Source organism: Janthinobacterium rivuli, from assembly GCF_009208735.1.
Lineage (GTDB): Bacteria > Pseudomonadota > Gammaproteobacteria > Burkholderiales > Burkholderiaceae_D > Janthinobacterium.
This window is the reverse complement of record NZ_WFLJ01000001.1, coordinates 271,095-293,777: the sequence shown is the minus strand read 5'-3', so window position 1 is coordinate 293,777 and position 22,683 is coordinate 271,095. Positions and strand designations below refer to the sequence as shown.

Genomic DNA, 22,683 nt, shown 5'->3' with positions numbered 1-22,683 from the left:
GAGGCTGTTCCTTGATGGGGAGAGGTATCGGTGTCTCGGGCGTCGCGGGTAGCGCGCCTAGAAAGTCTTGCTGACGGCCAGCACGAAGGTGGTCGCGGCCGGATTCGAGGTGTCGAACTGGCCGGCCGCATTCGGGATGCCCAGCGTGTAATGGTCGTAGGCGTCGGTGGCGCCCCAGGCGCGCGTGACGGCGCCACTCAGGCTCCAGCCGCCATCGAAGACCCGGGTGACGCCGACCTTGGCGTCGCGCCAGTTCCAGATGGCATTGCCCGTGCCCGCCACGCGGCCATTGCCGGCGTGCAGGTTCAAGGTCCAGGCGTTGCCCAGGTCGACATTCGCGCCCACGTCCAGGTAGCCCGTGCCGCGCGCATGCGTGATGCCGAAGAAGTCCGGCGTGACGGTACGGTTGTACTTGGCATACAGCATCTTGTAGCTAAGACCCAGCGACAGCTCGCCATAGTCGTACTTGACGCCCGTGGCGCGGTAGACGGCGCCCGGATATTTGTAATAGTAGGCCTGCACGCTGTAACCGAGCTCGCCCACCGTGCCGCTGTAGCCGCCATACAGGTCCCATTCGATGGTCGCATCTTCGATATAGCGGTCGCTGACGGTGGAGGCCCAGGTGCCCAGCGACCAGCCGTTCGGGTGCGCGTAGTCGGCGCCCGCCTGCAGGGCCGGCTTGCCCCAGGTCTGGCGAAAGCCGCGCGAAATGTATTGCGAGACGACGCTGGCATTGGCGCTGAAGGTGGCGGCCGTGCCGTCCGTGGTCTGCGCCTGCACGGGCAGGGTCGCCAGCACGAAGGCGCAGCCCAGCAAGGATGATGCGGGGAAATGGTGGTGCGATGGCATGGCAGTCAGCTCCGTATTTGCCGGCAGCGGCCGTCCAGGCGCGTTGCCCTGATGGTTGCAATAAAAATGCGGAATGGACTATTTTGGAAGCAAGGCGACACCGTCCGCATGCTCGCATGAACATGCACACATTCTCACCAAACGTAACTGAAAGGATAGGGGCTGGGACTAGTGGAAGTCAATAAAGTTGCGTGGAGGAAAGCATAAGTTGTTGTTTCCTGGCACTTTTTCATGCGCCTGTCATATTCCAGGCCTGCCCCTGCCGGCTGCCTGTTGCAGGCTGGCCAGCAAGCCGGGCAGGGCCGCATGCAGGGACTGCAGGTCGCCAGCCGGTAGCTCGGCCTGCAGTTCCACCAGGCCCGAGGGCTGGCCCCAGGCCACCTGGGCGCTCAGCCGGGCGCCGGCGTCGAGGTCCGTGACGCTGACCAGGAGGGCGACTTCTTCCGGGGCATCTTCGGACACGTCCGCGAGCAGGCAGGAAATGCCGAAATGATAGTCCTGGAAGGCGCTGGCCGTGCCGCTGGAAAAGGCGAACACGGAGGCGAGCACCTGCGGCGCGGCGGCCGCGAGTGGCGGCAGGGCGGCGCGGAACAGGGGCAGCAAATCGTTTTCCAGCTGGCGCACCAGCGGATGAGTGTGGCTGAGGACGGTCATGTGCGGACGAAAGGAGTGGCGGCGCGCGATGGTAGCAGTTTTCGCCGCCGCCGGGGCCCGCCGTCAGCTGGCGTAGCGGCTGGCCATGCTGGCGATGGTGCTTTTCATCTGTTCGCGCAGCGCGGCGGGCGCCAGCACTTCCACGCCATCGCCCAGGCCCAGCAACCACCATCGCAGTTCGCGCGTGCTGGGCACGGTGGCGGTCAGGTGCAGCGTACCATCGTCGCGTTCCTGCAATTGCTGGTCCGTGCTCAGCGGCGTCTCATACAGGTGTTCGCCGCTGCGCCGGGCAAACACGGCTTCGAGCCGCAGCGGTTCGCCATCGCGGATGCCCATGGCGCCGGAGGCGATATACGCGTCGAGGTCGAAGCCTGGCTGCGCGCGCGCGGACAGGAAGAGCATTTCCGCCTGCTGCACGCGGTGCAGGACCAGGGTGCGCACGTCGTTGTAGTCGGCGAACAGGCATACCAGATAGAGCAGTTGGCCACGTTGCACGATGGCCAGCGGATGGACGGCGTCATAGCTGACGAGCTTGTCGCTATCGCGCTTCTTGTAGGTCAGCTTGAGCTGGCGGTTCTGCATCAGCGCTTCATACACGGTGCGCTGGCAAGCTTCGTCGATGTCGGGCGCCAGCAGCCGCTGCATGGGAGCGATGACGCGGATCTTGCCCAGCCAGGCGGACGCACTGGCACGCTCGCTGGCGGCGTTCAGGGTCTGGCGCGCCGCGCTGAAATACGGCTGCATGCTGTCCAGGGTGGATGGCGGCAACGCATGGCGCATGTGCTGTTCCATCAGGGCCAGGGTCAGCGCGGCAGGCGTCGACAGGCCCGGCATGTCCATGCGCGCCGCATTTTCCATCCAGCACCAGCCAAACGGCTTGCTGTCGGCTGGATTGGTCAGCGGGAAAATCTCGGCCAGATCCAGCAAGTCGCGCTGGATCGTGCGCACGCCGATGGCGAAGTCGATGGCCTTGAGTTTGTCGTGCAATTCGTTGGCGGTGATGGTGCGGGGCGCCTGCGGTATCAGGCGCAGCATTTGCCATTGGCGCATGATGGTGGAGGGGCGGGGCGCGTGTGCAGACATGGTGGTTCCGTTCAATTCAGTGGCAGGATGTGTACTGATTAGTACACAAGTTATCGAATGGTAACATTGATCCGATGACAATTACAGGGCATCCAGCATGGCCGCCCTGACACAATCGCGGCCCGCGTGCTTGGCCTGGTACAACAGGCTGTCGGCGGCGGCGACCAGGGCGGCGGCGTCGGGTGCCTGGCTGTCGGGCGCGCAGACGTGGGAGGCGACGCCGAAGCTGGCCGTCGTCCCGATGTGCCGCACCAGGCCGGCGCGCAGGCGTTCGGCCAGGCGCACGCCGCCTGCCAGGTCCGTTTCCGGCAGGATCAGGAGGAATTCCTCGCCGCCGTGGCGTACCACGCTGTCGATGCCACGCCGCGTCGCGTTGCCGAGCAGGGCGGCAAAGGTGCGCAGCACGGCATCGCCTGCGGCATGGCCATGGGCGTCGTTGATGCGCTTGAAGTGGTCGAGATCGCACAGGATGGCCGTCAGGCACAGGCCATGGCGTTGTGATCGCGCAAGTTCGGCACCCAGCAAGTGCTCATCGAGATAGCGGCGGTTGTAGCAGCCGGTCAGGTGGTCGCGTACGGCCTGCTCGGCGAGGATGGCGTGTCGCCGGAGGTGCGCGCGGCGCTGGCGCTGCTGGCCATGGCCGGCAACGATCCCGCTCAGGTTGAGCAGCAGCAAGGTGGCGGCGCTGCCAGCCTGAAAGTCATCCTGCAGGCCGAACCAGGCCAGGCTCGCCACGATGGCCAGGACGGCGCCGTCCAGCAGATGCCGCGTGAGGCCGGCATAGGGTGCGGCGAGCAGGAGGCAAAAGGCGGTCGCGTGCCAGTCGGCATCGGTCTCGCGCAAGGCATAGCAGAGCAGGAAGACGATCAGGTCCAGCGCCAGCAGCGCGGTGCCGCAGGCGCTGCGGCCAGGCTGTGTCGCTGCTGCGCGCACGGCCCGCAGCAGCAGGACCAGGATGAGCAGGCAGCAGGTCAGGGCCAGCGGCCAGCCGGCGGTCGGCAGCAGCGCGGCGGCAAAGGCGGCGCTGGCGCCGGCATGCAGGGCCAGCAACGGCCAGGCGTGCGTGTCGCAGGCGGGCGCCAGGCGCAGAGGCGCCGCTTGCTGTTGCGGATCGTGCAAGCGCGCCGGCAAGGGAAGCGGCGCCGGCTTGCGGATATCGTCAGTTGCATGGTGCAGATGCATGGAAACCTGTCGGATGGCGAATCGGGACTCCATTCTTGCCCGGCCCTGCGACAAGCCACGACGCATTGCCGACCATGTTCGTCATCTTGATTGGTCCTACCAGTGACCTTTATTCGTCGCTGGTGACACGCGTGCGCACGAAATCGATATGGCCTTGCATGGCCGTGCGCGCCTCCTCGGGCTGGCTGGCGCAGATGGCCTCGCACAGGGTGCGGTGCTGCGACAGCAGTTGCAGCGAAGTGGCCTCGTCCTGCTGGCGCAAGCCCGTGCCATTGATGGTGATGTGTTCGCGCAGCATGCCGATGATGCTGGTGTGCAAGTGCAAAAACATGGTGTTGTGCGACGCTTGCGCGATGACTTCATGCAGGCGCGCGTCGGCCTGCGCCTCGCCGTGCTTGTCGTCGCTGGCGCGCGCCTGTTCCAGCTCGGCCAGCAGCGCCATGATCTGCGCGCGCTCGTCCCCGCTGGCCCGCTGCGCCGCAAAATAGGCCGTCGCTCCCTCCAGCACGCGGCGAAATTCCAGGATATCGTCGCGCAGGGCGGGGTGGTCCGCCACCAGCTGGCTCCACGGCGACGCCATGCCCGTGCGCAGCTGATCCGTCACGAACACGCCGGCGCCACGCCGGCTGCGCACCAGTCCCCGCGCCGCCAGCCGCTGTACCGCTTCGCGCACGGTGTTGCGCGAAACCCCATATTGCTGCGCCAGCAGGCGTTCGGCCGGCAGTTGCGCGCCCGCCGGCAAGCTGCCGTCCAGCAGGGCCGTCTCCAGCCTGCGCATCACCATCTCGACCCTGCCCCGCGTTTGCATGCCTGTCGCCATCGCTGTCTTCCGGTGTTGTTTTAAAGTGGTCCGAGCAATTTGAAGTGGCTCGCGGAAGCTGGAATTATGCGTGAACCGGTCATTCTTAACAACACACAGCGGCGCCGCAGCAACACACAGAGCGCCGGGGAGACACACTCATGCAGCCAGACCCGCGCCAGCCACGCCACGCCCCACGCCATTATCCGCCCGCACCGCTCCAGGTGTACCTGTTCGCCACCTGCCTGGTCGACCTGTTCGTGCCGCAGGCGGGGCTCGACGCGGTGCGCCTACTGGAGCGGGAAGGCTTGCTGGTGCATTATCCGCGCGGCCAGAGCTGCTGCGGCCAGCCCGCCTACAGCAGCGGCAACCCGGAACAGGCGCGCGCCGTGGCCCGCGCCCAGCTCGACCTGTTTGCGCAGCCGTGGCCCGTGATCGTGCCGTCCGGTTCCTGCGCCGGCATGATGCGCCACCACTGGCCGCAGCTGTTCCAGGATGACCCGGTGGCCGGCCCCAAGGCGTTGGAACTGGCCGAGCGCGTGTATGAATTGAGCGAATTTCTCGTCTGCGTGCTGAAGCTCGACCTGGCCGGTCTGGCTGGTGCGGGGCAGCAGGAGGAAAACGTGGTGCTGCATACCTCGTGCGGCGCGCGCCGCGAGATGGGCACGCGGGTGCACGGCGTGGCCCTGCTCGACGCCTTGCCTGGCGTGACGCGCATCGAGCACCAGCGCGAATCGGAATGCTGCGGCTTCGGCGGCACGTTTTCACTGAAACACCCGGACATTTCCGGCGCCATGGTCAGCGACAAGATCGCCTCGGCCTGCGCCACGGGCTGCGACCGGCTCGTCTCGGCCGACTGCGGCTGCCTGCTCAACATCGGCCACGCCGCGCAGCACCAGGGCGCGCCGCTGCCCGTCGAACATCTGGCCAGCTTTTTGTGGCGCCGCACGGGAGGCGCAGCATGAGCGCGGCCTTGAGCGCCCGCGAACGCATGCTGGGACGCCTGCGCGCCGCCGCCCCCTCCGCGCCCGAGGCGGTGGACGTCATCGATACGGCCATCGACCGGCACTACCTGGCGCGCCGCGCGCAGGCGCCGCTGTCGCCACAGAGCCGGATAGCCGCCATGCAGGCCGCCCTGCGCGCCGCGCATGCGGATGTCGATTGCGTGCGTGCCGATGCCTGGCCCGCCCTGCTGGCGCAGCGCCTGGACGCGCACGGCGCGCGCCGTGTGCTGATGGATACCGGCAGCGCCGCAGGGCAGGCCTTGCGCGCCGCCTTGCCCGCTGGCGTGGAAGCGCTGTCTTTCGAGCGTCCGCTGGCGCAGTGGAAGGGCGAATTGTTCGACACCGTCGATGCCGGTTTCACCATCGCCCGCTCGGGCATCGCCGCCACGGGCACCCTGGTCATCGCGCCCGACGCGGCCACACCGCGCACGGTGTCGCTGGCGCCGCCGCTGCACATCTGCCTCGTGTATGCCAGTTCCCTGCATGCGGACTTGCAGGCGGCGGCGCGCGCCGAGCGCTGGGCGGACGGCATGCCGGCCAACCTGGTGCTGGTGTCGGGGCCCTCGAAAACGTCGGACATCCAGCAGACGCTGGCCTATGGCGCGCATGGCCCGCGCTGGCTGTGGGTGCTGATCATCGATGACTTGTCAGTCCGGGAAGGAGGCCAGCCATGAACGCCAAGCCACTGCAATTCGTCAAGCCGGCGGACTTCCATGCGCGCGCCCGCGCCGCGCTGGACGACCCGAAACTGCGCCAGAGCTTCCGCGGCGCCATGGATTTTCTACAGGACAAGCGCACGGCGCAATTTCCCGACGGCGACGAGCTGGAACGCCTGCGCGACCTCGGCGAAGCCGTGCGCCGGCACGCGCTGGCGCGCCTGCCCGACCTGCTGGTGCAGCTGGAAGACAAGCTGACGGCGGCCGGCGTGCAGGTGCACTGGGCCGAGGATGGCGAACAGGCCAATGCCATCATCCACGCCATCGCGCAAAAGGCCAAGGCGACGCGCTTCATCAAGGGCAAGTCGATGGCCAGCGAGGAAATCGAGCTCAATCACTACCTCGAAGCGCGCGGCATGACCTGCCTGGAGTCGGACATGGGCGAGTACATCGTGCAGCTGGCGGGCGAAAAGCCGTCGCACATCGTCATGCCGGCCATTCACAAGACGAAAGCCGACATCGCCGGCCTGTTCGCCGAGCACATTCCCGACGCGCCCTACACGGAAGACGTCGACAGCCTGATCCAGACGGGCCGGCGCGCCCTGCGCCAGGCTTTCGTCGAGGCGGACATCGGCCTGTCGGGCGTCAACTTCGCGGCGGCCGACACGGGCACCCTGTGGCTGGTGGAAAACGAAGGCAATGGACGGCTGACGACCTCCGTGCCGGAGATCCATATCGCCATCATGGGCATGGAAAAAGTGGTGGCCAAGCTCGAACATATCGTGCCGCTGGCCAGTTTGCTCACGCGTTCGGCGACGGGGCAGGCCATCACCACGTATTTCAACCTGATTTCCGGCCCGCGCCGCGAAGGTGAAAAAGACGGCCCGCGCGAGGTGCACCTGGTCTTGCTCGACAACGGCCGCAGCCAGGCCTACGCCGACGAGCAGCTGCGCGCCACCCTGCAGTGCATACGCTGCGGCGCCTGCATGAACCATTGCCCCGTCTACACGCGCATCGGCGGCCACGCCTATGGCACCACGTATCCGGGGCCGATCGGCAAGATCATTTCGCCGCACTTGCTGGGGCTGGACGCGACGGCCGACCTGGCCACGGCGTCGAGCCTGTGCGGCGCCTGCGGCGAAGTGTGCCCCGTGCGCATCCCGATTCCGCAGTTGCTGGTGCGCCTGCGCACGGAGGCCAACCGCAATCCGCAGGAACAGGTGGCGCATCCGCTGCGCGGCCAGGGCGCCAAGTTCAGCCGCGGCGAAAGCTTGATCTGGCGCTTCTGGAGCGGGGCCTTCGCGCGGCCCGCCAGCTACCGTTTGTTCCGCTGGGCCGCCACGCGCCTGCGGCTGCTGACGCCGCGCGCGCAACTGGGCTGGACGCAGCACCGCAAGCCCTTGACGCCGGCGCCGCGCAGCCTGGCCGACCTGCTCAATGCACGCGGGCAGGAGGAGTAAGCCGGCCCCCGCAGCACCGCAGCACCGCGAAAAACACGCTACACACAATTACATCAAAAGCCGTTTTTTCAATCAACCCGCATCCACCGGAGGAGACCCGACATGCAAACCTGGACCCAACTTTATACTCCGCTCGGCAGCCTGTGGCTGTCGTCGCTGGCGGCAGCCGTTCCCATCATTTTCTTCTTCATCGCCCTGGCGGCGCTGCGCATCAAGGGCCACGTGGCGGCCGCCGTCACCCTGGCGCTGGCGCTTATGGTGGCCATCTTCGCGTACGGCATGCCCGTGCCGCAGGCGCTGGCGGCCGCCGGTTACGGCTTCGCATATGGCTTGTGGCCGATCGCCTGGATCATCGTCACGGCCGTCTTCCTGTACAAGATCGTCGTCAAGACGGGGCAGATCGAGATCATCCGCGCCTCCGTGCTGTCGGTGACGGATGACCAGCGCCTGCAGGTGCTCTTGATCGGCTTTGCCTTCGGCGCCTTCCTGGAGGGCGCGGCCGGATTCGGCGCGCCCGTGGCCATCACGTCGGCGCTGCTGGTGGGCCTGGGTTTCAATCCGCTGTATGCGGCGGGCCTGTGCCTGATCGCCAATACGGCGCCCGTGGCCTTTGGCGCCATGGGCATTCCCATCATCGTGGCGGGCCAGGTGACGGGCATCGATCCGTTCCTGATCGGCGCCATGGCGGGCCGCCAGCTGCCGCTGCTGTCGCTGCTGGTGCCGTTCTGGCTGGTGTTCATGATGGATGGCTTTCGCGGTGTGCGCGAAGTATGGCCGGCCGCGCTGGTGACGGGCTTGAGCTTTGCCGTCACCCAGTACTTCACGTCGAACCATATCGGCCCCGAGCTGCCGGACATCACCTCGGCCCTCGTCAGCCTGGTGTCGCTGACCCTGTTCCTGAAAGTGTGGCAGCCGAAGAATGCGAAAGTGGCGCATGCCGTCGGCGGCGGCACGGCTGCGCTGTCCGGTTTTGGCGGTGGCGCCGGCAAGGCGGACCTGCGCGGCAGCGGCAGCCGCGCCGCCTCGCCCTACACGACGGCGCAGACCATGCGCGCCTGGGCGCCGTTCGGCCTGCTGACGGCCATCGTCACCGTGTGGAGCCTGCCCGGCTTCAAGGCCCTGTTCTCGGCCGGCGGCGCCTTGTCCAGCCTGGTCATCAAGATCCACGTGCCCTACCTTGACCAGCTGGTGATCAAGACCATGCCCATCGTGGCCGCGCCGAAGGCGTATGACGCCGTGTTCAAGCTCGATTTGCTGTCGGCCGTGGGCACGGCGATCCTGCTGACGGCCGTGCTGTCGATGCTGATGCTGCGCATGAAGCCGCGCGATGGCGCCGAGGCCTTCGTGGAAACCGTGGTGGAATTGCGCCGTCCCGTGCTGTCGATCGGCCTGGTGCTGGCGTTCGCCTTCGTTGCCAATTATTCGGGCATGTCGTCCACCCTGGCCCTGCTGCTGGCCGGCAGCGGCGCCGCGTTCCCGTTCTTCTCGCCCTTCCTGGGCTGGCTGGGCGTCTTCCTGACGGGTTCCGACACGTCCTCGAACGCCTTGTTCTGCTCCCTGCAAAACACCACGGCGCACCAGATCGGCGTGTCCGACACCTTGCTGGTGGCGGCCAATACGACGGGCGGCGTGACGGCGAAGATGATCTCGCCCCAATCAATCGCCGTCGCCTGCGCGGCAACGGGCCTGGTGGGCAAGGAATCGGACCTGTTCCGTTTTACCTTGAAACACAGCCTGCTGTTCGCCATCATCATCGGCATCATCACCATGCTGCAGGCGTACGTATTCACCGGCATGATCCCGCACTGAGCGGTCCGTAGAAGTACGTAGTAAAACTAGATGAAATGATAGTAAAACGTGCAAAGGGTCATGAAAATGACCTGATGCACTGCAGCATATCGAGCAGGGCCCGGCGCAATGCCGGGTCCGCGGCGATGCCGTCCGCATCGAGATCCGACCCCAGCAGGGGCAGGCTGATGCAGGCCTCGTCGATCAGGCGCGCCGACATGGTGCGCACCGTTTCGCGCAACGCCGCCTGCGCATGCGTGGCGCGCGGCGAGGCGTTCAGCAGCACCAGCGGCTTGTCGATGAACGATTCATTTCCCACCATCCAGTCCAGCGCGTTTTTCATGGGGCCGCTCACGCCGTGCGCGTATTCGGGGCTGGCCAGCAGCAGCACGTCGGCCGCCAGGATGGCGTCGCGCAGGCCCGTCACGGCCGGCAGGCGGTCGGCGTCGAGGTCGGGATTGAACAGCGGCAGGTCACCGAGTCCCTGATAGATGCGAATGTCGAATGGCGCTGGGGCAAGCCGGGCGATGGCGTGCAGCAGGGCGGTGTTCAGCGAGGCGGCGCGCAGGCTGCCGGCGATGGCGAGAATGGTGATGGGCGTTTGCATTCCGCCTGTATAGCCCATCCTGTGCTCAAGCGCAAGGCGAGCAGGATGGCGCTATCGTTTGTTGCAACAGCCAGAGTGGCTGGATATTGCGTTGCTCTTAACGGCTCAGGCCGCTCATCCAGGTAGGCTGCGGGTTGGCACGGGCCAGTTCGCGCATGCGGTATTCCAGATCGTAACGGTCGGTCGATTCGGCCAGGTAGGCTTCTTCGTAAGCGCGTTCGCGGCGGTCGCTGCTGTGGTTCAGCCAGGCACCGACGCGCTTGGCGGCGTGGACCAGGGTGGCGACGATATTGCTGTTTTGCGTGGTGTGATAAGTAAATGCGGTAGACATGGCAGACTCCTTAAGTGGCGTGCCGCGTTGTGCTGCACTGCAATATAAGTATAGCGATTCCAAGTTATAAGGCTACTTTTGATTTCAAATGTCAGCTATTCATTTTTCAAATAACAGGCGGGAAAGCTGCGCAATACGGGGCTTTAAGGCATAATGCCGGCGCGGTATCGTAGTTTTACTACAAGACGTTTTGTCCTGGATGTTGTTTTCAGACGCAGCCCGCAGGCGTGCCGCACGCGCGATGCCATGCCTGCCCTGTATCGCTGATGGCAGTCATGGCCCACGCTGATATCTGCGTGGCGCTTGCGCGTCCTGGTGCTGCCCGGGTGGAAACGCTTCCATGCCTGGCGCGATCAACTTGGAATTGAAAAATGGAGAAGGTATGGAATACGTAAAGCAAGGCCTGGGCGCATCGTCCGCGCAGGCCGGCACGCAAAACAATACGGGCGCCCTGATCATTGTCACGGTGCTGTTTTTCATGTGGGGGCTGCTGACCTCGCTCAATGACGTGCTGATTCCCCATCTGCGCTCGATCTACACCCTGACGTACGTCCAGGCGATGCTGGTGCAGTTCTGCTTCTTTGGCGCCTACGCCATCGTCTCGCTGCCAGCCGGCATGCTGATCAAGAAAATCGGCTACCAGCGCGGTGTCGTCGCCGGGCTGCTGATCGCGGCCGCCGGCTGCGCCATGTTCTACCCGGCGTCCACCGGCAGCTATGCGCTGTTCCTGCTGTCCTTCTTCATCCTGGCGGCCGGCATCACCGTGCTGCAAGTGGCGGCCAATCCGTACGTGACGGAACTGGGCGACCCGCAGACGGCGTCGAGCCGCCTGACCCTGACGCAGGCGTTCAATGCGTTGGGCACCACCGTGGCGCCGGCGCTGGGCGGCATGCTGATCCTGTCGGGCACCGTGCTGACGGTGCAGCAGTTCGACCTGCTGCCGGCGGCCGAACAACTGGCTTACCGCGCCAAGGAAGCGGCGTCCGTGCAAGGCCCGTATCTGGTGCTGGCCGCCACCCTGGTGATCCTGGCGGTGCTGTTCGCGCTGGCAAAATTGCCGAAGATTTCGCATGCCGACGATGCGGCCGCCCTGGCGCAGGATGGCCACAAGGTCTCGATCTGGTCGCACCGCCACCTGGTGCTGGGCGCGCTGGCCATCTTCCTGTACGTGGGCGGTGAAGTCAGCATCGGCAGCTTCCTGATCAACTTCCTGGGCGAGAGCCATATCGCGGGCCTGAGCCACGCCGACGCCGCCTATTTCGTCAGCTATTACTGGGGTGGCGCCATGCTGGGCCGCTTCGTCGGCTTTGCCGTGATGCGCTATGTCAGCCCGGGCAAGACCCTGGCCTTCAACGCCGCCGTCGTCATCGCGCTGATCCTCGTCGCCGTGTTCTCCAGCGGTCACACGGCCATGTGGGCACTGATCGCCGTCGGCCTGTTCAACTCCATCATGTTCCCGACCATCTTCAGCATGGCCCTGAACAAGCTGGGCGCGCAAACGGGTCAAGGCTCCGGCATCCTGTGCATGGCCATCGTCGGCGGCGCCATCGTGCCGTTCATCCAGGGCTTCCTGGCCGATCATATCAACCTGCAGCTGTCCTTCCTCGTGCCGGCCCTGTGCTACACCTTCATTCTGTACTTCGGCTGGAAGTACGCCAGCATGTACAACGACGACGCCAAATAAGCCGCGCTGTCGCGATCAATAAAAGGGTGGCCTCGGCCACCCTTTTTTGCGTCAGTGCGCGAACGGCGTGCCCAGCACGTCCTGGCATACCTCGAGCCAGGCGCGCGCCGCATGCGACAGGTAGCGCCCGCTCCAGATATGCGCCACCTGCCACGCCACCTCCGGTTCGACGATGCGCACCGCTTCCAACGGTTCGCCGGCCAGGCGGTGAATGAACGGCTCGGGCAGCAGGGCCACGCCCAGGCCCGCCGACGCCATCGCCACCAGCCAGTCCCACTGGCCGCTCTGCGCGGCGATGGTCGGCGTGAAGCCCGCCTGCGCGAAATGCTGGCGCAGGCTGCGCGTGAGCGCGAAATCGTCTTTCAATAACACCAGCGGCAAGTCGGCCAGCGCCTTGAAGGGCAGTGTCGTGCGGTTTTTCTGGAACGTGCCCGGCTCGGCCAGGGCCCAGATCGGGTAATTGGCCACTTCCACGGCCACGAGATCGAGTTCCGGATCGGCCGGCAGCACCGTCATGCCGATTTCCAGCTCGCCCGCCGCCACCTTGCGCTCGATCTGCTGGCCCGTGTCTTCCTGCAGGGTCAGGCTGATGTGCGGGTGGCGCGCGCGGAAGGCCTTCAATACCGGCGTAAACAGCAGATTGATCATGGGCGGGATGCCCACCGTCAGGCTGCCGCGCTGCAAGGCCTGGGTGTCGCGCACTTCCAAGGTCAGCTGGCGCATATTGGCCAGCATTTCCTGGCCGTGCTGGTAGACGATGCGGCCCGTGTCGGTGAGCGTCAGCTTGCGCCCGTCGCGCACCAGCAATTGCGCGCCCACCTCGTCTTCCAGCTGGCGCACCATCTTGCTGATGGTGGACTGGGTCAGGTGCAGCGATTCGGCCGCCTGCGTAAAGCTCGACAGGCGTACGGTTTCGACGAAATAGCGCAGGGAACGGATATCCAAGAGGGTGCTCGGCGTTGGCAGGGCATGAAAATATCGACTGGGTTTGACGAAATTAATTCATGCCATACATGTGGTCGGGATTTTATACTGAATCCACTTATGGGGTTGGTGTATGACAGCCATCCAGTTTGAGAATATTAAGAATATCAGGAGCATCACGATGTACGAGGACCGTATCCGCCACCCAGGCTTGCTCAGTAAAATCATGAGCGCCGATGAGGCAGCCAAATTGTTCCACAACGGCATGCGTGTCGGCATGAGCGGCTTTACCCGTGCCGGCGACGCCAAGGCCCTGCCGCGCGCACTGGCCGAGCGCGCCCTGCAAGACCCGCTGAGCCTGACCCTGATCACGGGCGCGTCGCTGGGCAATGGCAGCGACGGCCTGATGGCCGAGGCGGGCGTGCTGGCGCGCCGCATGCCATTCCAGGTCGACCCTGTGCTACGCGGCAAGATCAACAACGGCGAAGTCATGTTCATCGACCAGCATCTGTCGGAAACGGCCGAGCAGCTGCGCTCGGGCAACCTGGCGGCCGTCGACATCGCCGTCATCGAGGCGACGGCCATCACGGCGGCCGGCGCCATCATCCCGACCATGTCGGTGGGCAACTCCGCCGCGTTCGCCCAGCAGGCCACCCAAGTCATCATCGAGATCAACCTGTCCACGCCGCTGGCGCTGGAAGGCTTGCACGACATCTATATTCCGCAAACCTTGCCGGGTCGCGCACCGATACCGCTCACGCGCGTCGACCAGCGCCTGGGCAGCACGGCCATCGCCATCGACCCGGCCCGCATCGCCGCCATCGTCATCACGGACAGCCCCGACAGCCCGTCGAACGCCTTGCCGCCCGACGCGGAAACGCAGGCCATCGCCGGCCACGTGATCGCTTTCCTGCAAGGCGAAGTGGCTGCCGGACGCATGGGGCCGGAATTGCTGCCGCTGCAGGCGGGCATCGGCACCATCGCCAACGCCGTGCTGCATGGCCTGATCGGCTCGCCTTTCCGCAACATGACGATGTATTCGGAAGTGCTGCAGGACAGCGCCATCGAGCTGCTCGATTCCGGCCAGCTGGCGTTCGCCTCGGCCTCGTCGATCACCCTGTCGGCCGCCGTGCATCAAAAGCTGATGGACAATATCGACCATTACCGGTCAAAAATCGTGCTGCGTCCGCAAGAGATCAGCAACCATCCCGAGATCGTGCGCCGCCTGGGCATCATCGCCCTGAACACGGCGCTCGAGTTCGACATCTACGGCAACGTCAATTCCACGCACGTGTGCGGCACGCACATGATGAACGGTATCGGCGGCTCGGGCGACTTCGCGCGCAATGGGCAAGTGTCGATGTTCGTGTCGAAATCGGCGGCCAAGGGCGGACGCATTTCCAGCGTCGTGCCGATGGTCTCGCATGTGGACCATACGGAGCATGACGTCGACGTGCTGGTGACGGAGTGGGGCTATGCGGACTTGCGCGGCCTGGCGCCGCGCGAACGGGCGCCGTTGATCATCGAGCGCTGCACGCATCCCGATTACCGCGATCAGCTGCGCGCGTATTACGACGCGGCATGCCTGCGCGGCGGCCACACGCCGCACATCCTGCAAGAGGCGCTGTCGTGGCATACGCGCTACCAGGAAACGCAGAGCATGCTGATAGCTGAATAAGCTTCGCCAACATCAGGACAGGGCAGGGCGGTACAGCACCGCACCTGCCTTTTTCACTATTCAGTACATATGCAGCGCCTTGGCGCCCAGGCCCAGCAGGGCAAACGTGGTGGTGGCCTGGATGCCCATGAACCACAGGAAGTGGGTGTGCATGTGCTTGCGGATGTCGCCCAGTTCCGTGCGCAGGGCGTGGCAGTCGCCGCGCAGGTCGCCACGAAACTGCGTCAGGTCGGCGCGCAACAGCTGCGATTCGTCATGCAATTCCGTGCGCACCTTGTCCAAGCCTTCGCCAAGACGCTGTTCCAGCGTCTTGAACCATAGCCGGTCGTGCTCACGGTCCGTTTCCAGTTTTGTCAGGCGCGCTTCCATCCGTACAGCATTGTTCGCGCTTTGCTGTTTGTCAAGCAGGTCCGTGGCATAGGCTTCGTTCATCTCGCCCTCCTTCGCGCGGGCCGCGCTGCACCAGCGCAGGCGGCGTCACTCCACTGTCCGCTTTTTTAGTCCGCGTGATTTGTGCTGGATCAAACGTCAGGCAGCCGGCGCAAAGCGCAAACGGATGCCTGCCGTGACGACAGCGAGCAAGTCGTCGATATGCGCGTTCATTTCCGGGTGCGGCGTCCACGGGTCGCCCGCATCCATGACGATGCGCAGCGAGACGAGGCCGTGCAGCGATTGCCAGAAGATTTGCGTCATCGTGTGCAGCGCCGGCTCGTCCTGGCGCACCTGGCCCGCCTGCGCCAGCTCGCCGAACAGGTGCAGCGCATAGGCGTACGGGTCTTGCTCGATGTTGCCGTGTTCGACTTCGACGGCGTCGATTTCCGCATGCGGACGCAATTCCATGAAGATCAGCGAGTATTCGTCGGGATGCTGGAAGCCGTATTCGATGTAGGCGCGGCCGACCAGGCTGATGCGCTGCCACGGGTCATCGCTGCTGGCGCACGCCGTGTGCATGGCGCGCACCAGTTCCAGCAAGTCCTTGTCCATGGCCTGGGCGATCAGGGTGGCCTTGTCGCGGAACAGGGCGTACACGACGGTGGTGGAAAAGCCGGCCGCCTCGGCCACCTTGCGGATGGAGACGGCGCGCGCGCCGCCCTTCTTGATGAGATCTTTGACGACGTCGATGATGTGTTCGCGCCGCGCCTGAGCCTCGCGTAACTTTCTTTCCTGGATGTTAGTTAACTTCTTGTCCACGACTCTTTCCTGGCGACTCTATGAAAGCAAGAATTATAGGGGGGCGACCCGGTGCCAATGTGTCAGCCGCTGTTACAAATCAGTTTTTTGTCCGGTAGATGCAACAGCTGACCGATTTTTCGCGCTTTTGCCCGGCACTTTTCCATCGATGCCCCGGATTGGTGCATAAATCGCCGGACCAGGCTTTGCGAACGGGGGCAAAGGGCGGAAAATAGCGGGATAGCTTACACTGCGTTTTTTAGCGCAACGGCGCTCGCCCACGAGGCAACGCCGGAACACTTACATTCGGACGGGATCATTACATGACCATTAAAATCAGCCAGAACTTCGACTCGGGCGCCATCGACGTGGTGAGCGCCACCAGTGCCGGCGCCATCGACCTGAACTTGCGCAAGGATAGCCACGCCGACATCCACCAGTGGTTCCACTTCCGCCTGCAGGGCGCGCGTGGCCAGGCGTGCACGCTGCGCTTCCTGAACGCGGGCCAGGCCACCTATCCGGCCGGCTATGAAGACTACCAGGCCGTGGCCAGCTACGACAGCGAAAACTGGTTCCGCGTGCCGACCTCGTTCGACGGCCAGGTCATGACGATCTCGCACACGCCGGAACTCGACAGCGTGTACTACGCGTATTTCGAGCCGTATTCGTGGGAGCGCCATCTGCGCCTGCTGGGCGAAGTGGCCGAGCATCCGCTGGCGCGCGTCTCCGACCTGGGCAGCACGGTCGACGGCCGCGACATGAACATGGTTACCATCGGCAATCCGCAGGCGGAAAAGAAGATCTGGGTCATCGCGCGCCAGCATCCGGGCGAATCGATGGCCGAATGGTTCGTCGAAGGCCTCATCGACGCGCTGCTCGACGACGCCAATCCGATCGCGCGCAAACTGCTGCAGCGCGCCGTGTTCCACATCGTGCCGAACATGAATCCGGACGGCTCCATCCGCGGCAACCTGCGCACGAATGCGGCAGGCGCCAACCTGAACCGCGAATGGATGACGCCATCGCTGGCGTCCAGCCCGGAAGTGCTGTGCGTGAAAAACAAGATCCACGAAACGGGCGTCGACATGTTCTTCGATATCCATGGCGACGAAGCGTTGCCGTACAACTTTGTGGCCGGCAATGAAATGCTGGAAAACTTCACGCCGGCCCAGGCGGCGCACCAGAAGGCCTTCATCGAGCGCTACAAGCAGGCCAGCCCCGACTTCCAGGACAAGTTCGGCTATGCGGCCAGCAAGTACAAAGCGGACATGCTGACCCTGGCGTCGAAATACATCGGCCACCACTTCGGCTGCCTGGCGCTGACTCTGGAAATGCCGTTCAAGGAAAACGCCGACCTGCCCGATCCGGCCGTGGGCTGGAATGGCGCGCGCAGCGCGGCCCTGGGCGCGGCCATGCTGCAGCCTATCCTGCTGTCGCTGGATTGAACGGCGTTGTTCATGGGTATCGAGATCGAGCGTAAATTTTTGCTTGCCAGCGACGCCTGGCGCGGCCTGGGCCAGTCGGTCCTGTTGCGCCAAGGGTATTTATCGTCCGCGCGCGAGCGCGTCGTACGCGTGCGCATCGAAGGCGAGCAGGCGATGCTGACCATCAAGGGCGCCAACGTGGGCGCGACGCGCGGCGAGTGGGAGTATCCGATCCCGCTGGCCGACGCCGCCGAACTGCTCGACGGCCTGTGCGAACAACCGCTGATCGAAAAGGTCCGCCACCGCATCGAACATGCGGGCATGGTGTGGGAAGTCGACGAGTTCCAGGGCGCCAATGCGGGCCTGGTGGTGGCCGAGATCGAACTGGCCTCGGAAGACCAGCCATTCGACAAGCCCGACTGGGTGGGCGCGGAAGTGTCGGGCGATGCGCGCTACTACAATGCGAACCTGATCCGCCACCCGTTTTCGCAGTGGTGACGAGGCGTCAACAAGCTTGTTGAAACGAAAAAGGCGGAACCGAGGTTCCGCCTTTTTTACGTCTGTACGATTTAGTGGAAGTGCTCCGTGCCCTGCGGCGTATCTTCCGGCATTTCCGCATGCGCCAGCTCGCCGACCGGGTCGGCAAACAGCGGTGCGCCGCAATCGTCGCAGTACTCGCCGACGAAGCGTTCCGCGTGGCGCTTGATCTGCGTCACGCCGGCGGCGTTCAGGTGCTCGATGATTTCATCGACGGGCGTCTTCTGCTTGTCCAGCGCGGCGATGCCGACCTGGATCAGGCCTTCGACCGGCGTGCCATCCTCGTCTTCCTGGCCATATAAAGGCCAGACGATGCCGTAGATGACGTCCGGGGCCTGGCGCAGGGTGAAGGCGATGCGGTACTCGTCGACCTGGCCATCGGCCGCTTCCTCGCCGAAACCGGCGATGACGGCGCGCAGTTCCGACGGCTCGATGGCCAGCGTGTGCGTCAGGTAGTGCACGGCGGCGCGCACGGAGACGGGACGGATCAGCTTATCCGCTTCGCGGCACGCCACGTAATACGCTTCCGGCAGCAGCAATTCCAGGCCGCAGCCTGGCAGCAGGCGGGCGATGGTCGGCGTCGCCTGCGTGCGCCATTGTTCCAGCGCGGCGCTGCGCTCGGCGATGAAGTCGAGCTGGCTGGCCGGCGTCTGCCAGCGGAACAGCGGCGCGCCGCTTGGGGCCACCACGGCCACCAGCAGGTAGCGCGTGTCGGCCAGGAAGGGCGCCGTTTCCGCCTCTTTGGCGGATGGCTTGACGGCCGTGCCTTTCAGCGCGGCCAGTGCCAGCTTCTGCGTCTTGGCATAGGTCTCGACGTGGCTGCGCGGCAGCTGGTCGATCGAGTACAGGGTCGGCGCCATGGCCATCTTCGTGCCATCGGCCAGCAGGTGGGCGGCGAAATGTGCCGACAGCACGCCGTGCGCGTCGCCGGCCATGGGGCCCGAGGCGATGGAAAAGCGCGTCCACGCGAGGATGGGCACGGCCACCAGCAGGGCGTCATAGCGCACGTCTTCATGCGTGATGACGGTCGATTCGCTGATGGCTTCAACGCAGTCCATCAGCACGTCGTAGGCGTTCAAGTCTTCCTTGAACAAGCTGCCCAGGGTGTTGTCGATGGTGTCCTGGTGGCCGGTTTTGAGTAATTTCTGGAGCTGCGTATCCAGGCTGTGTTCCCAGGACCGCTCTTCGAGACGGCTGGCTGCCTGTACGATCGCCTGGGCAAAGGTGACCAGGCGCTGGCTGTCGGCAGTCAGTTTATGGGATGAATCTTTGGAAGGACGACGCATAGCGGGATAAGAGTCTCGGAAAGTGAAAAAAATGGATCAGTCAAACAATGATAAACCCTTATAACCGTATTGTAGAGGATTCAGCCGCACGCAATACGTAAGCTGTCCCTAGATCATGCCAATAGTCGAAATTTCAAGTCGGAACGGGGCGCAGGGACGAAAAAAAGCGCCGGTCGAAACCGGCGCTCTTATCTTACATCACAGCTGGGCTGATTACTCGGCCAGCAGTTGACGCAGCACGAATGGCAGGATACCGCCGTGCTTGTAGTAATCGACTTCGATCGGCGTATCGATGCGCAGCAGCACTTTCACGTCGACGCTGGTGCCGTCGGCGCGGTGGATCACCAGGGTGGCCAGTTGCTGTGGCTTGATTTCGCCTTCGAGGCCTTTCAGGTCGAAGGTTTCATTGCCGGTGATGCCCAGCGTCTGCACGCTGTCGTCGCCGATGAATTGCAGCGGCAGCACGCCCATGCCCACCAGGTTCGAGCGGTGGATGCGTTCGAACGAACGGGTGATCACGGCTTTCACGCCCAGCAGCTGGGTGCCCTTGGCTGCCCAGTCGCGCGACGAGCCCGTACCGTATTCTTCGCCGCCGAAGACCATGGTTGGCGTGCCTTCAGCAACATATTTCATCGCTGCGTCGTAGATCGACATCTGTTCGCCGGAAGGCTGGTGAATCGTGATGCCGCCTTCGACCGCCGAACCGTCCGCCTTGGCAGGGATCATGCGGTTTTTGATACGCACGTTGGCGAACGTGCCGCGCATCATGATTTCATGGTTGCCGCGACGCGAGCCGTAGGAGTTGAAGTCCGCTTTCAGGACGCCGTTTTCCTTCAGCCATTTGCCTGCAGGACCGTTTTCCTGGATCGAACCGGCTGGCGAGATGTGGTCGGTGGTGATGGAATCGCCGAACACGCCCAGCGCGCGCGCGCCTTCGATGCCGGTGGCCACTGCCGCTGGCGTCATCGAGAAGTTGTCGAAGAACGGTGGTTCCGCGATGTAGGTCGATTTCGGCCAGTTGTAGACTTGACCGGACACGGTGGTGACTTTTTCCCACAGCTTGCCTGGCGCGCCCTTGACGTCGGCGTAGTTATCCTTGAACACCTTGGCGTTCATGGCGAACTTCATCATGGCCGACACTTCAGCCGAGGTTGGCCAGATGTCGCCCAGGTAGACGTCCTTGCCGCCCTTGCCCTTGCCGACAGGTTCGGTCATCAGGTCGCGCGTCATGTTGCCGGCGATGGCGTAGGCGACGACCAGCGGTGGCGAAGCGAGGAAGTTCGAGCGGATGTTCGGGTGAATGCGCGCTTCGAAGTTACGGTTGCCCGACAGCACGGCCGACGCGACGATGTCGTGCGTGGCGATCGCTGCGTTCAGCTCGGGCGTCAGGTCGCCCGCATTGCCGATACAGGTGGTGCAGCCGTAGGCGGTGACGCCGAAGCCCAGTTTTTCCAGGTACGGCAGCAGGCCGGCGGCGGTCAGGTACTCGGTCACGACGCGCGAGCCAGGGGCCAGCGAGGTCTTGATGTGCGGAGCGACTTTCAGGCCGGCTTCCACGGCTTTCTTGGCCAGCAGACCGGCAGCCAGCATCACGCTCGGGTTCGAGGTGTTGGTGCACGAGGTGATCGCGGCGATCAGCACGTCGCCGTTCGACACTTTCACGCCGTTCGTCGTTTCGTACACGGCAGCCAGGTCGGCCGGATTCTTGTTGAAGCCGTTTTCCGTCGTCGGTTTGGCGAACAGCTCGGCGAAGTTCGCCTTGACGTTGCCGATTTCGATACGGTCTTGCGGGCGTTTCGGGCCGGCCAGCGACGGAGCGACCGATGCCAGGTCCAGTTCCACCACGCGGGTGTAGTCGATGTCGCCGGCTTTTGGCACGCCGAACAGGTTTTGCGCCTTGAAGTAGCCTTCGAACGCGGCGATTTCAGCCTTGCTGCGGCCGGTGCCCTTGAAGTAATCGATGGTCGCTTCGTCGACCGGGAAGAAGCCCATGGTCGCGCCGTATTCCGGTGCCATGTTGGCGATCGTCGCGCGGTCCGTCAGGGTCAGCGATTCCGTGCCTTCGCCGAAGAATTCGACGAACTTGCCGACGACTTTCTCTTTGCGCAGCAGTTCGGTGATGGTCAGCACCAGGTCGGTGGCGGTGCAGCCTTCGCGCAGCGCGCCCGACAGGTTCACGCCGATGACGTCCGGCGTCAGGAAGTAGACCGGCTGGCCCAGCATGCCCGCTTCCGCCTCGATGCCGCCCACGCCCCAGCCGACCACGCCGATGCCGTTGATCATGGTGGTGTGCGAGTCGGTGCCGACCAGGGTGTCAGGGTAGTACACGTCGCCGGCTTTCTTGCCTGCGTGGTGCACGCCGCGCGCCAGGTATTCCAGGTTGACCTGGTGGACGATGCCGAAGCCCGGTGGCACGACGCCGAAGGTGTCGAACGCCTGCATGCCCCATTTCATGAACTGGTAACGCTCGTTGTTACGCGAGAATTCCAGCTTCATGTTCAGGTCCAGCGCTTTCTTTTCGCGGTAGTGATCGATGGTGACCGAGTGGTCGACCACCAGGTCGACCGGCACCAGCGGTTCGATCTTCTTGGCGTTGATGCCCATCTTGGCGGCCACGTTGCGCATCGCTGCCAGGTCGGCCAGCAGTGGCACGCCGGTGAAGTCTTGCAGCACGACGCGCGCCACTACGAACGGGATCTCGTCGGTGCGCTCGGCGGTCGGGCCCCAGCTCGCCAATTGCTTGACGTGTTCTTCGGTGACTTTTTTGCCGTCGCAGTTGCGCAATACCGATTCGAGCACGATACGAATCGACACTGGCAGGCGGGAGACATTGATGCCCAGGCTTTTTTCCAGCGCAGGCAGGGAATACAGCTTGCCCTTCTTGCTGTCCGAAATATTAAAGTCCTTGAGCGTGTTCAGAGTGTTGCGGGACATGACCTCTCCTTGTTGGGTATCGTCTATTATTGATTATTCAAATTACAAAACATGACTGAGCCCCCGAAGAGGCCCTTGCTACGCACATCAGCCGCCGGTCGCCGGCAGCACGCCCAGCGATGGCGCGGGTTCCACCACTGCCGCCGGCTTGGCTTGCTCCGCATCCTTGCATTCATTGGCCAGCTGGCGGCCTTGCTTGGAATCGAGCAGCATACCTTTGGCCGGGATGCCGATCCACACGAGACCGTACAGACGGTTCTCGAAGCGGTTGGCGCCGGTGGTGGTGCCAACGCGGCTCAGGCGGTGCAGGCGCTTCTTCCAGCGCAGGGCGATGTGTTTGTCGTCAGTCGCATTGGTGTAGATGGTAATTTTATTACCAAGTTCACAATTGAAATCGGTGGAGGCCGAGCCTGTGGTGCTCGGTTCATCGGCTTCTTCCTTGTCGGCGACCGACATGGCGAGCGGATGCGCTTCCTTGGCGGCCGCCTTGGCTTTGGCGGTCTTGGCCTTTGGCTTGGCCTTGACTGCCTTGGGATTTGCCTCTGCCGTGGCGGCGAAGCTGGCTGGCGCCAGCGTGAGGGTCATGGCGCCCAGCGCGACGCTGCAGGCAATGGCTAATTTGGAGAGGGACAT

General features: G+C 64.2%; 21 protein-coding genes. 8 read left to right on the top strand and 13 right to left on the bottom strand.

Features of this window, described 5'->3' with window-relative positions; genetic code table 11:
• Positions 1-57: 57 nt before the first annotated feature.
• The 5 genes from GCN78_RS01410 to GCN78_RS01390 all read right to left on the bottom strand — a co-directional run bounded on the left by GCN78_RS01410 (position 58) and on the right by GCN78_RS01390 (position 4,576).
• Entirely contained in the window at positions 58-849 is a 792-nt protein-coding gene (locus tag GCN78_RS01410) for a TorF family putative porin (RefSeq protein ID WP_193316569.1), read from the bottom strand.
• Between the two features lie 240 nt (positions 850-1,089).
• Complete coding sequence (locus GCN78_RS01405; protein WP_152250087.1) at positions 1,090-1,503, bottom strand: hypothetical protein; 414 nt, start codon at positions 1,501-1,503, stop codon at positions 1,090-1,092.
• 63 nt (positions 1,504-1,566) lie between these two features.
• On the bottom strand, positions 1,567-2,586 hold the full coding sequence (locus GCN78_RS01400) for a helix-turn-helix transcriptional regulator (RefSeq protein ID WP_152250086.1): 1,020 nt from the start codon (positions 2,584-2,586) through the stop codon (positions 1,567-1,569).
• A gap of 81 nt (positions 2,587-2,667) precedes the next feature.
• A complete protein-coding gene (locus GCN78_RS01395; protein WP_193316568.1) occupies positions 2,668-3,768 on the bottom strand; it encodes a GGDEF domain-containing protein in 1,101 nt (366 codons plus the stop codon).
• A gap of 109 nt (positions 3,769-3,877) precedes the next feature.
• Complete coding sequence (locus GCN78_RS01390) at positions 3,878-4,576, bottom strand: FadR/GntR family transcriptional regulator (protein WP_152250084.1); 699 nt, start codon at positions 4,574-4,576, stop codon at positions 3,878-3,880.
• 152 nt (positions 4,577-4,728) lie between these two features.
• On the opposite strand from GCN78_RS01390, the gene GCN78_RS01385 reads away from it, so the two are divergent.
• The 4 genes from GCN78_RS01385 (at position 4,729) to GCN78_RS01370 (ending at position 9,496) form a co-directional block, all read left to right on the top strand.
• Positions 4,729-5,532 (top strand): (Fe-S)-binding protein, encoded by an 804-nt coding sequence (locus GCN78_RS01385; protein ID WP_152250083.1) that lies wholly within the window; start codon positions 4,729-4,731, stop codon positions 5,530-5,532.
• Positions 5,529-6,245 (top strand): LutC/YkgG family protein, encoded by a 717-nt coding sequence (locus GCN78_RS01380; protein WP_152250082.1) that lies wholly within the window; start codon positions 5,529-5,531, stop codon positions 6,243-6,245. The genes GCN78_RS01385 and GCN78_RS01380 overlap by 4 nt, the downstream gene beginning before the upstream one ends.
• The gene (locus tag GCN78_RS01375) at positions 6,242-7,687 is read left to right on the top strand and encodes a LutB/LldF family L-lactate oxidation iron-sulfur protein (RefSeq protein ID WP_152250081.1); all 1,446 of its coding nucleotides are present in this window, start codon (positions 6,242-6,244) and stop codon (positions 7,685-7,687) included. Before GCN78_RS01380 ends, GCN78_RS01375 begins: the two co-directional genes overlap by 4 nt.
• A 102-nt stretch (positions 7,688-7,789) precedes the next feature.
• Entirely contained in the window at positions 7,790-9,496 is a 1,707-nt protein-coding gene (locus tag GCN78_RS01370) for a lactate permease LctP family transporter (RefSeq protein ID WP_152250080.1), read from the top strand.
• 58 nt (positions 9,497-9,554) lie between these two features.
• Here the strand turns inward: GCN78_RS01370 and GCN78_RS01365 are convergent, their stop codons facing one another.
• Entirely contained in the window at positions 9,555-10,082 is a 528-nt protein-coding gene (locus GCN78_RS01365) for an NADPH-dependent FMN reductase (RefSeq protein ID WP_193316566.1), read from the bottom strand.
• Positions 10,083-10,179: 97 nt separating this feature from the next.
• Positions 10,180-10,413, bottom strand: a complete 234-nt coding sequence (locus GCN78_RS30015) for a DUF3563 family protein (RefSeq protein ID WP_152250078.1) — start codon at positions 10,411-10,413, stop codon at positions 10,180-10,182.
• A gap of 382 nt (positions 10,414-10,795) precedes the next feature.
• Between GCN78_RS30015 and fucP the strand changes: the two genes are divergently transcribed.
• Complete coding sequence (fucP, locus tag GCN78_RS01355) at positions 10,796-12,097, top strand: L-fucose:H+ symporter permease (RefSeq protein ID WP_152250076.1); 1,302 nt, start codon at positions 10,796-10,798, stop codon at positions 12,095-12,097.
• A gap of 51 nt (positions 12,098-12,148) precedes the next feature.
• On the opposite strand, the gene GCN78_RS01350 is transcribed toward fucP, so the two are convergent.
• Positions 12,149-13,042: a LysR substrate-binding domain-containing protein gene (locus GCN78_RS01350; RefSeq protein WP_152250074.1), complete on the bottom strand. Its 894-nt coding sequence runs from the start codon at positions 13,040-13,042 to the stop codon at positions 12,149-12,151.
• 160 nt (positions 13,043-13,202) lie between these two features.
• Here GCN78_RS01350 and GCN78_RS01345 point away from each other — a divergent pair, with 160 nt between their 5' ends.
• Positions 13,203-14,699 carry an acetyl-CoA hydrolase/transferase family protein gene (locus GCN78_RS01345; RefSeq protein WP_152250072.1) on the top strand — a complete coding sequence of 499 codons (1,497 nt, stop codon included), beginning with the start codon at positions 13,203-13,205 and terminating at the stop codon, positions 14,697-14,699.
• Positions 14,700-14,759: 60 nt separating this feature from the next.
• Here the strand turns inward: GCN78_RS01345 and GCN78_RS01340 are convergent, their stop codons facing one another.
• Both GCN78_RS01340 and GCN78_RS01335 read right to left on the bottom strand, forming a co-directional pair.
• Entirely contained in the window at positions 14,760-15,131 is a 372-nt protein-coding gene (locus GCN78_RS01340) for a hypothetical protein (protein ID WP_152250071.1), read from the bottom strand.
• Between the two features lie 96 nt (positions 15,132-15,227).
• Positions 15,228-15,890, bottom strand: a complete 663-nt coding sequence (locus GCN78_RS01335) for a TetR/AcrR family transcriptional regulator (protein ID WP_152250069.1) — start codon at positions 15,888-15,890, stop codon at positions 15,228-15,230.
• Positions 15,891-16,192: 302 nt separating this feature from the next.
• Between GCN78_RS01335 and GCN78_RS01330 the strand changes: the two genes are divergently transcribed.
• Together GCN78_RS01330 and GCN78_RS01325 are read left to right on the top strand one after the other, a co-directional pair.
• On the top strand, positions 16,193-17,314 hold the full coding sequence (locus GCN78_RS01330; protein WP_152250067.1) for a M14 family metallopeptidase: 1,122 nt from the start codon (positions 16,193-16,195) through the stop codon (positions 17,312-17,314).
• A 12-nt stretch (positions 17,315-17,326) separates the two neighbouring features.
• On the top strand, positions 17,327-17,791 hold the full coding sequence (locus GCN78_RS01325) for a CYTH domain-containing protein (protein WP_152250065.1): 465 nt from the start codon (positions 17,327-17,329) through the stop codon (positions 17,789-17,791).
• A gap of 71 nt (positions 17,792-17,862) precedes the next feature.
• On the opposite strand, the gene GCN78_RS01320 is transcribed toward GCN78_RS01325, so the two are convergent.
• The 3 genes from GCN78_RS01320 to GCN78_RS01310 all read right to left on the bottom strand — a co-directional run bounded on the left by GCN78_RS01320 (position 17,863) and on the right by GCN78_RS01310 (position 22,683).
• Positions 17,863-19,116, bottom strand: coding sequence for a DUF2863 family protein (locus GCN78_RS01320; protein WP_152250063.1), 1,254 nt, complete (start codon positions 19,114-19,116; stop codon positions 17,863-17,865).
• A 213-nt stretch (positions 19,117-19,329) separates the two neighbouring features.
• Complete coding sequence (acnA, locus tag GCN78_RS01315) at positions 19,330-22,050, bottom strand: aconitate hydratase AcnA (protein ID WP_152250061.1); 2,721 nt, start codon at positions 22,048-22,050, stop codon at positions 19,330-19,332.
• An 87-nt stretch (positions 22,051-22,137) separates the two neighbouring features.
• Positions 22,138-22,683, bottom strand: a complete 546-nt coding sequence (locus GCN78_RS01310) for a hypothetical protein (RefSeq protein ID WP_152250059.1) — start codon at positions 22,681-22,683, stop codon at positions 22,138-22,140.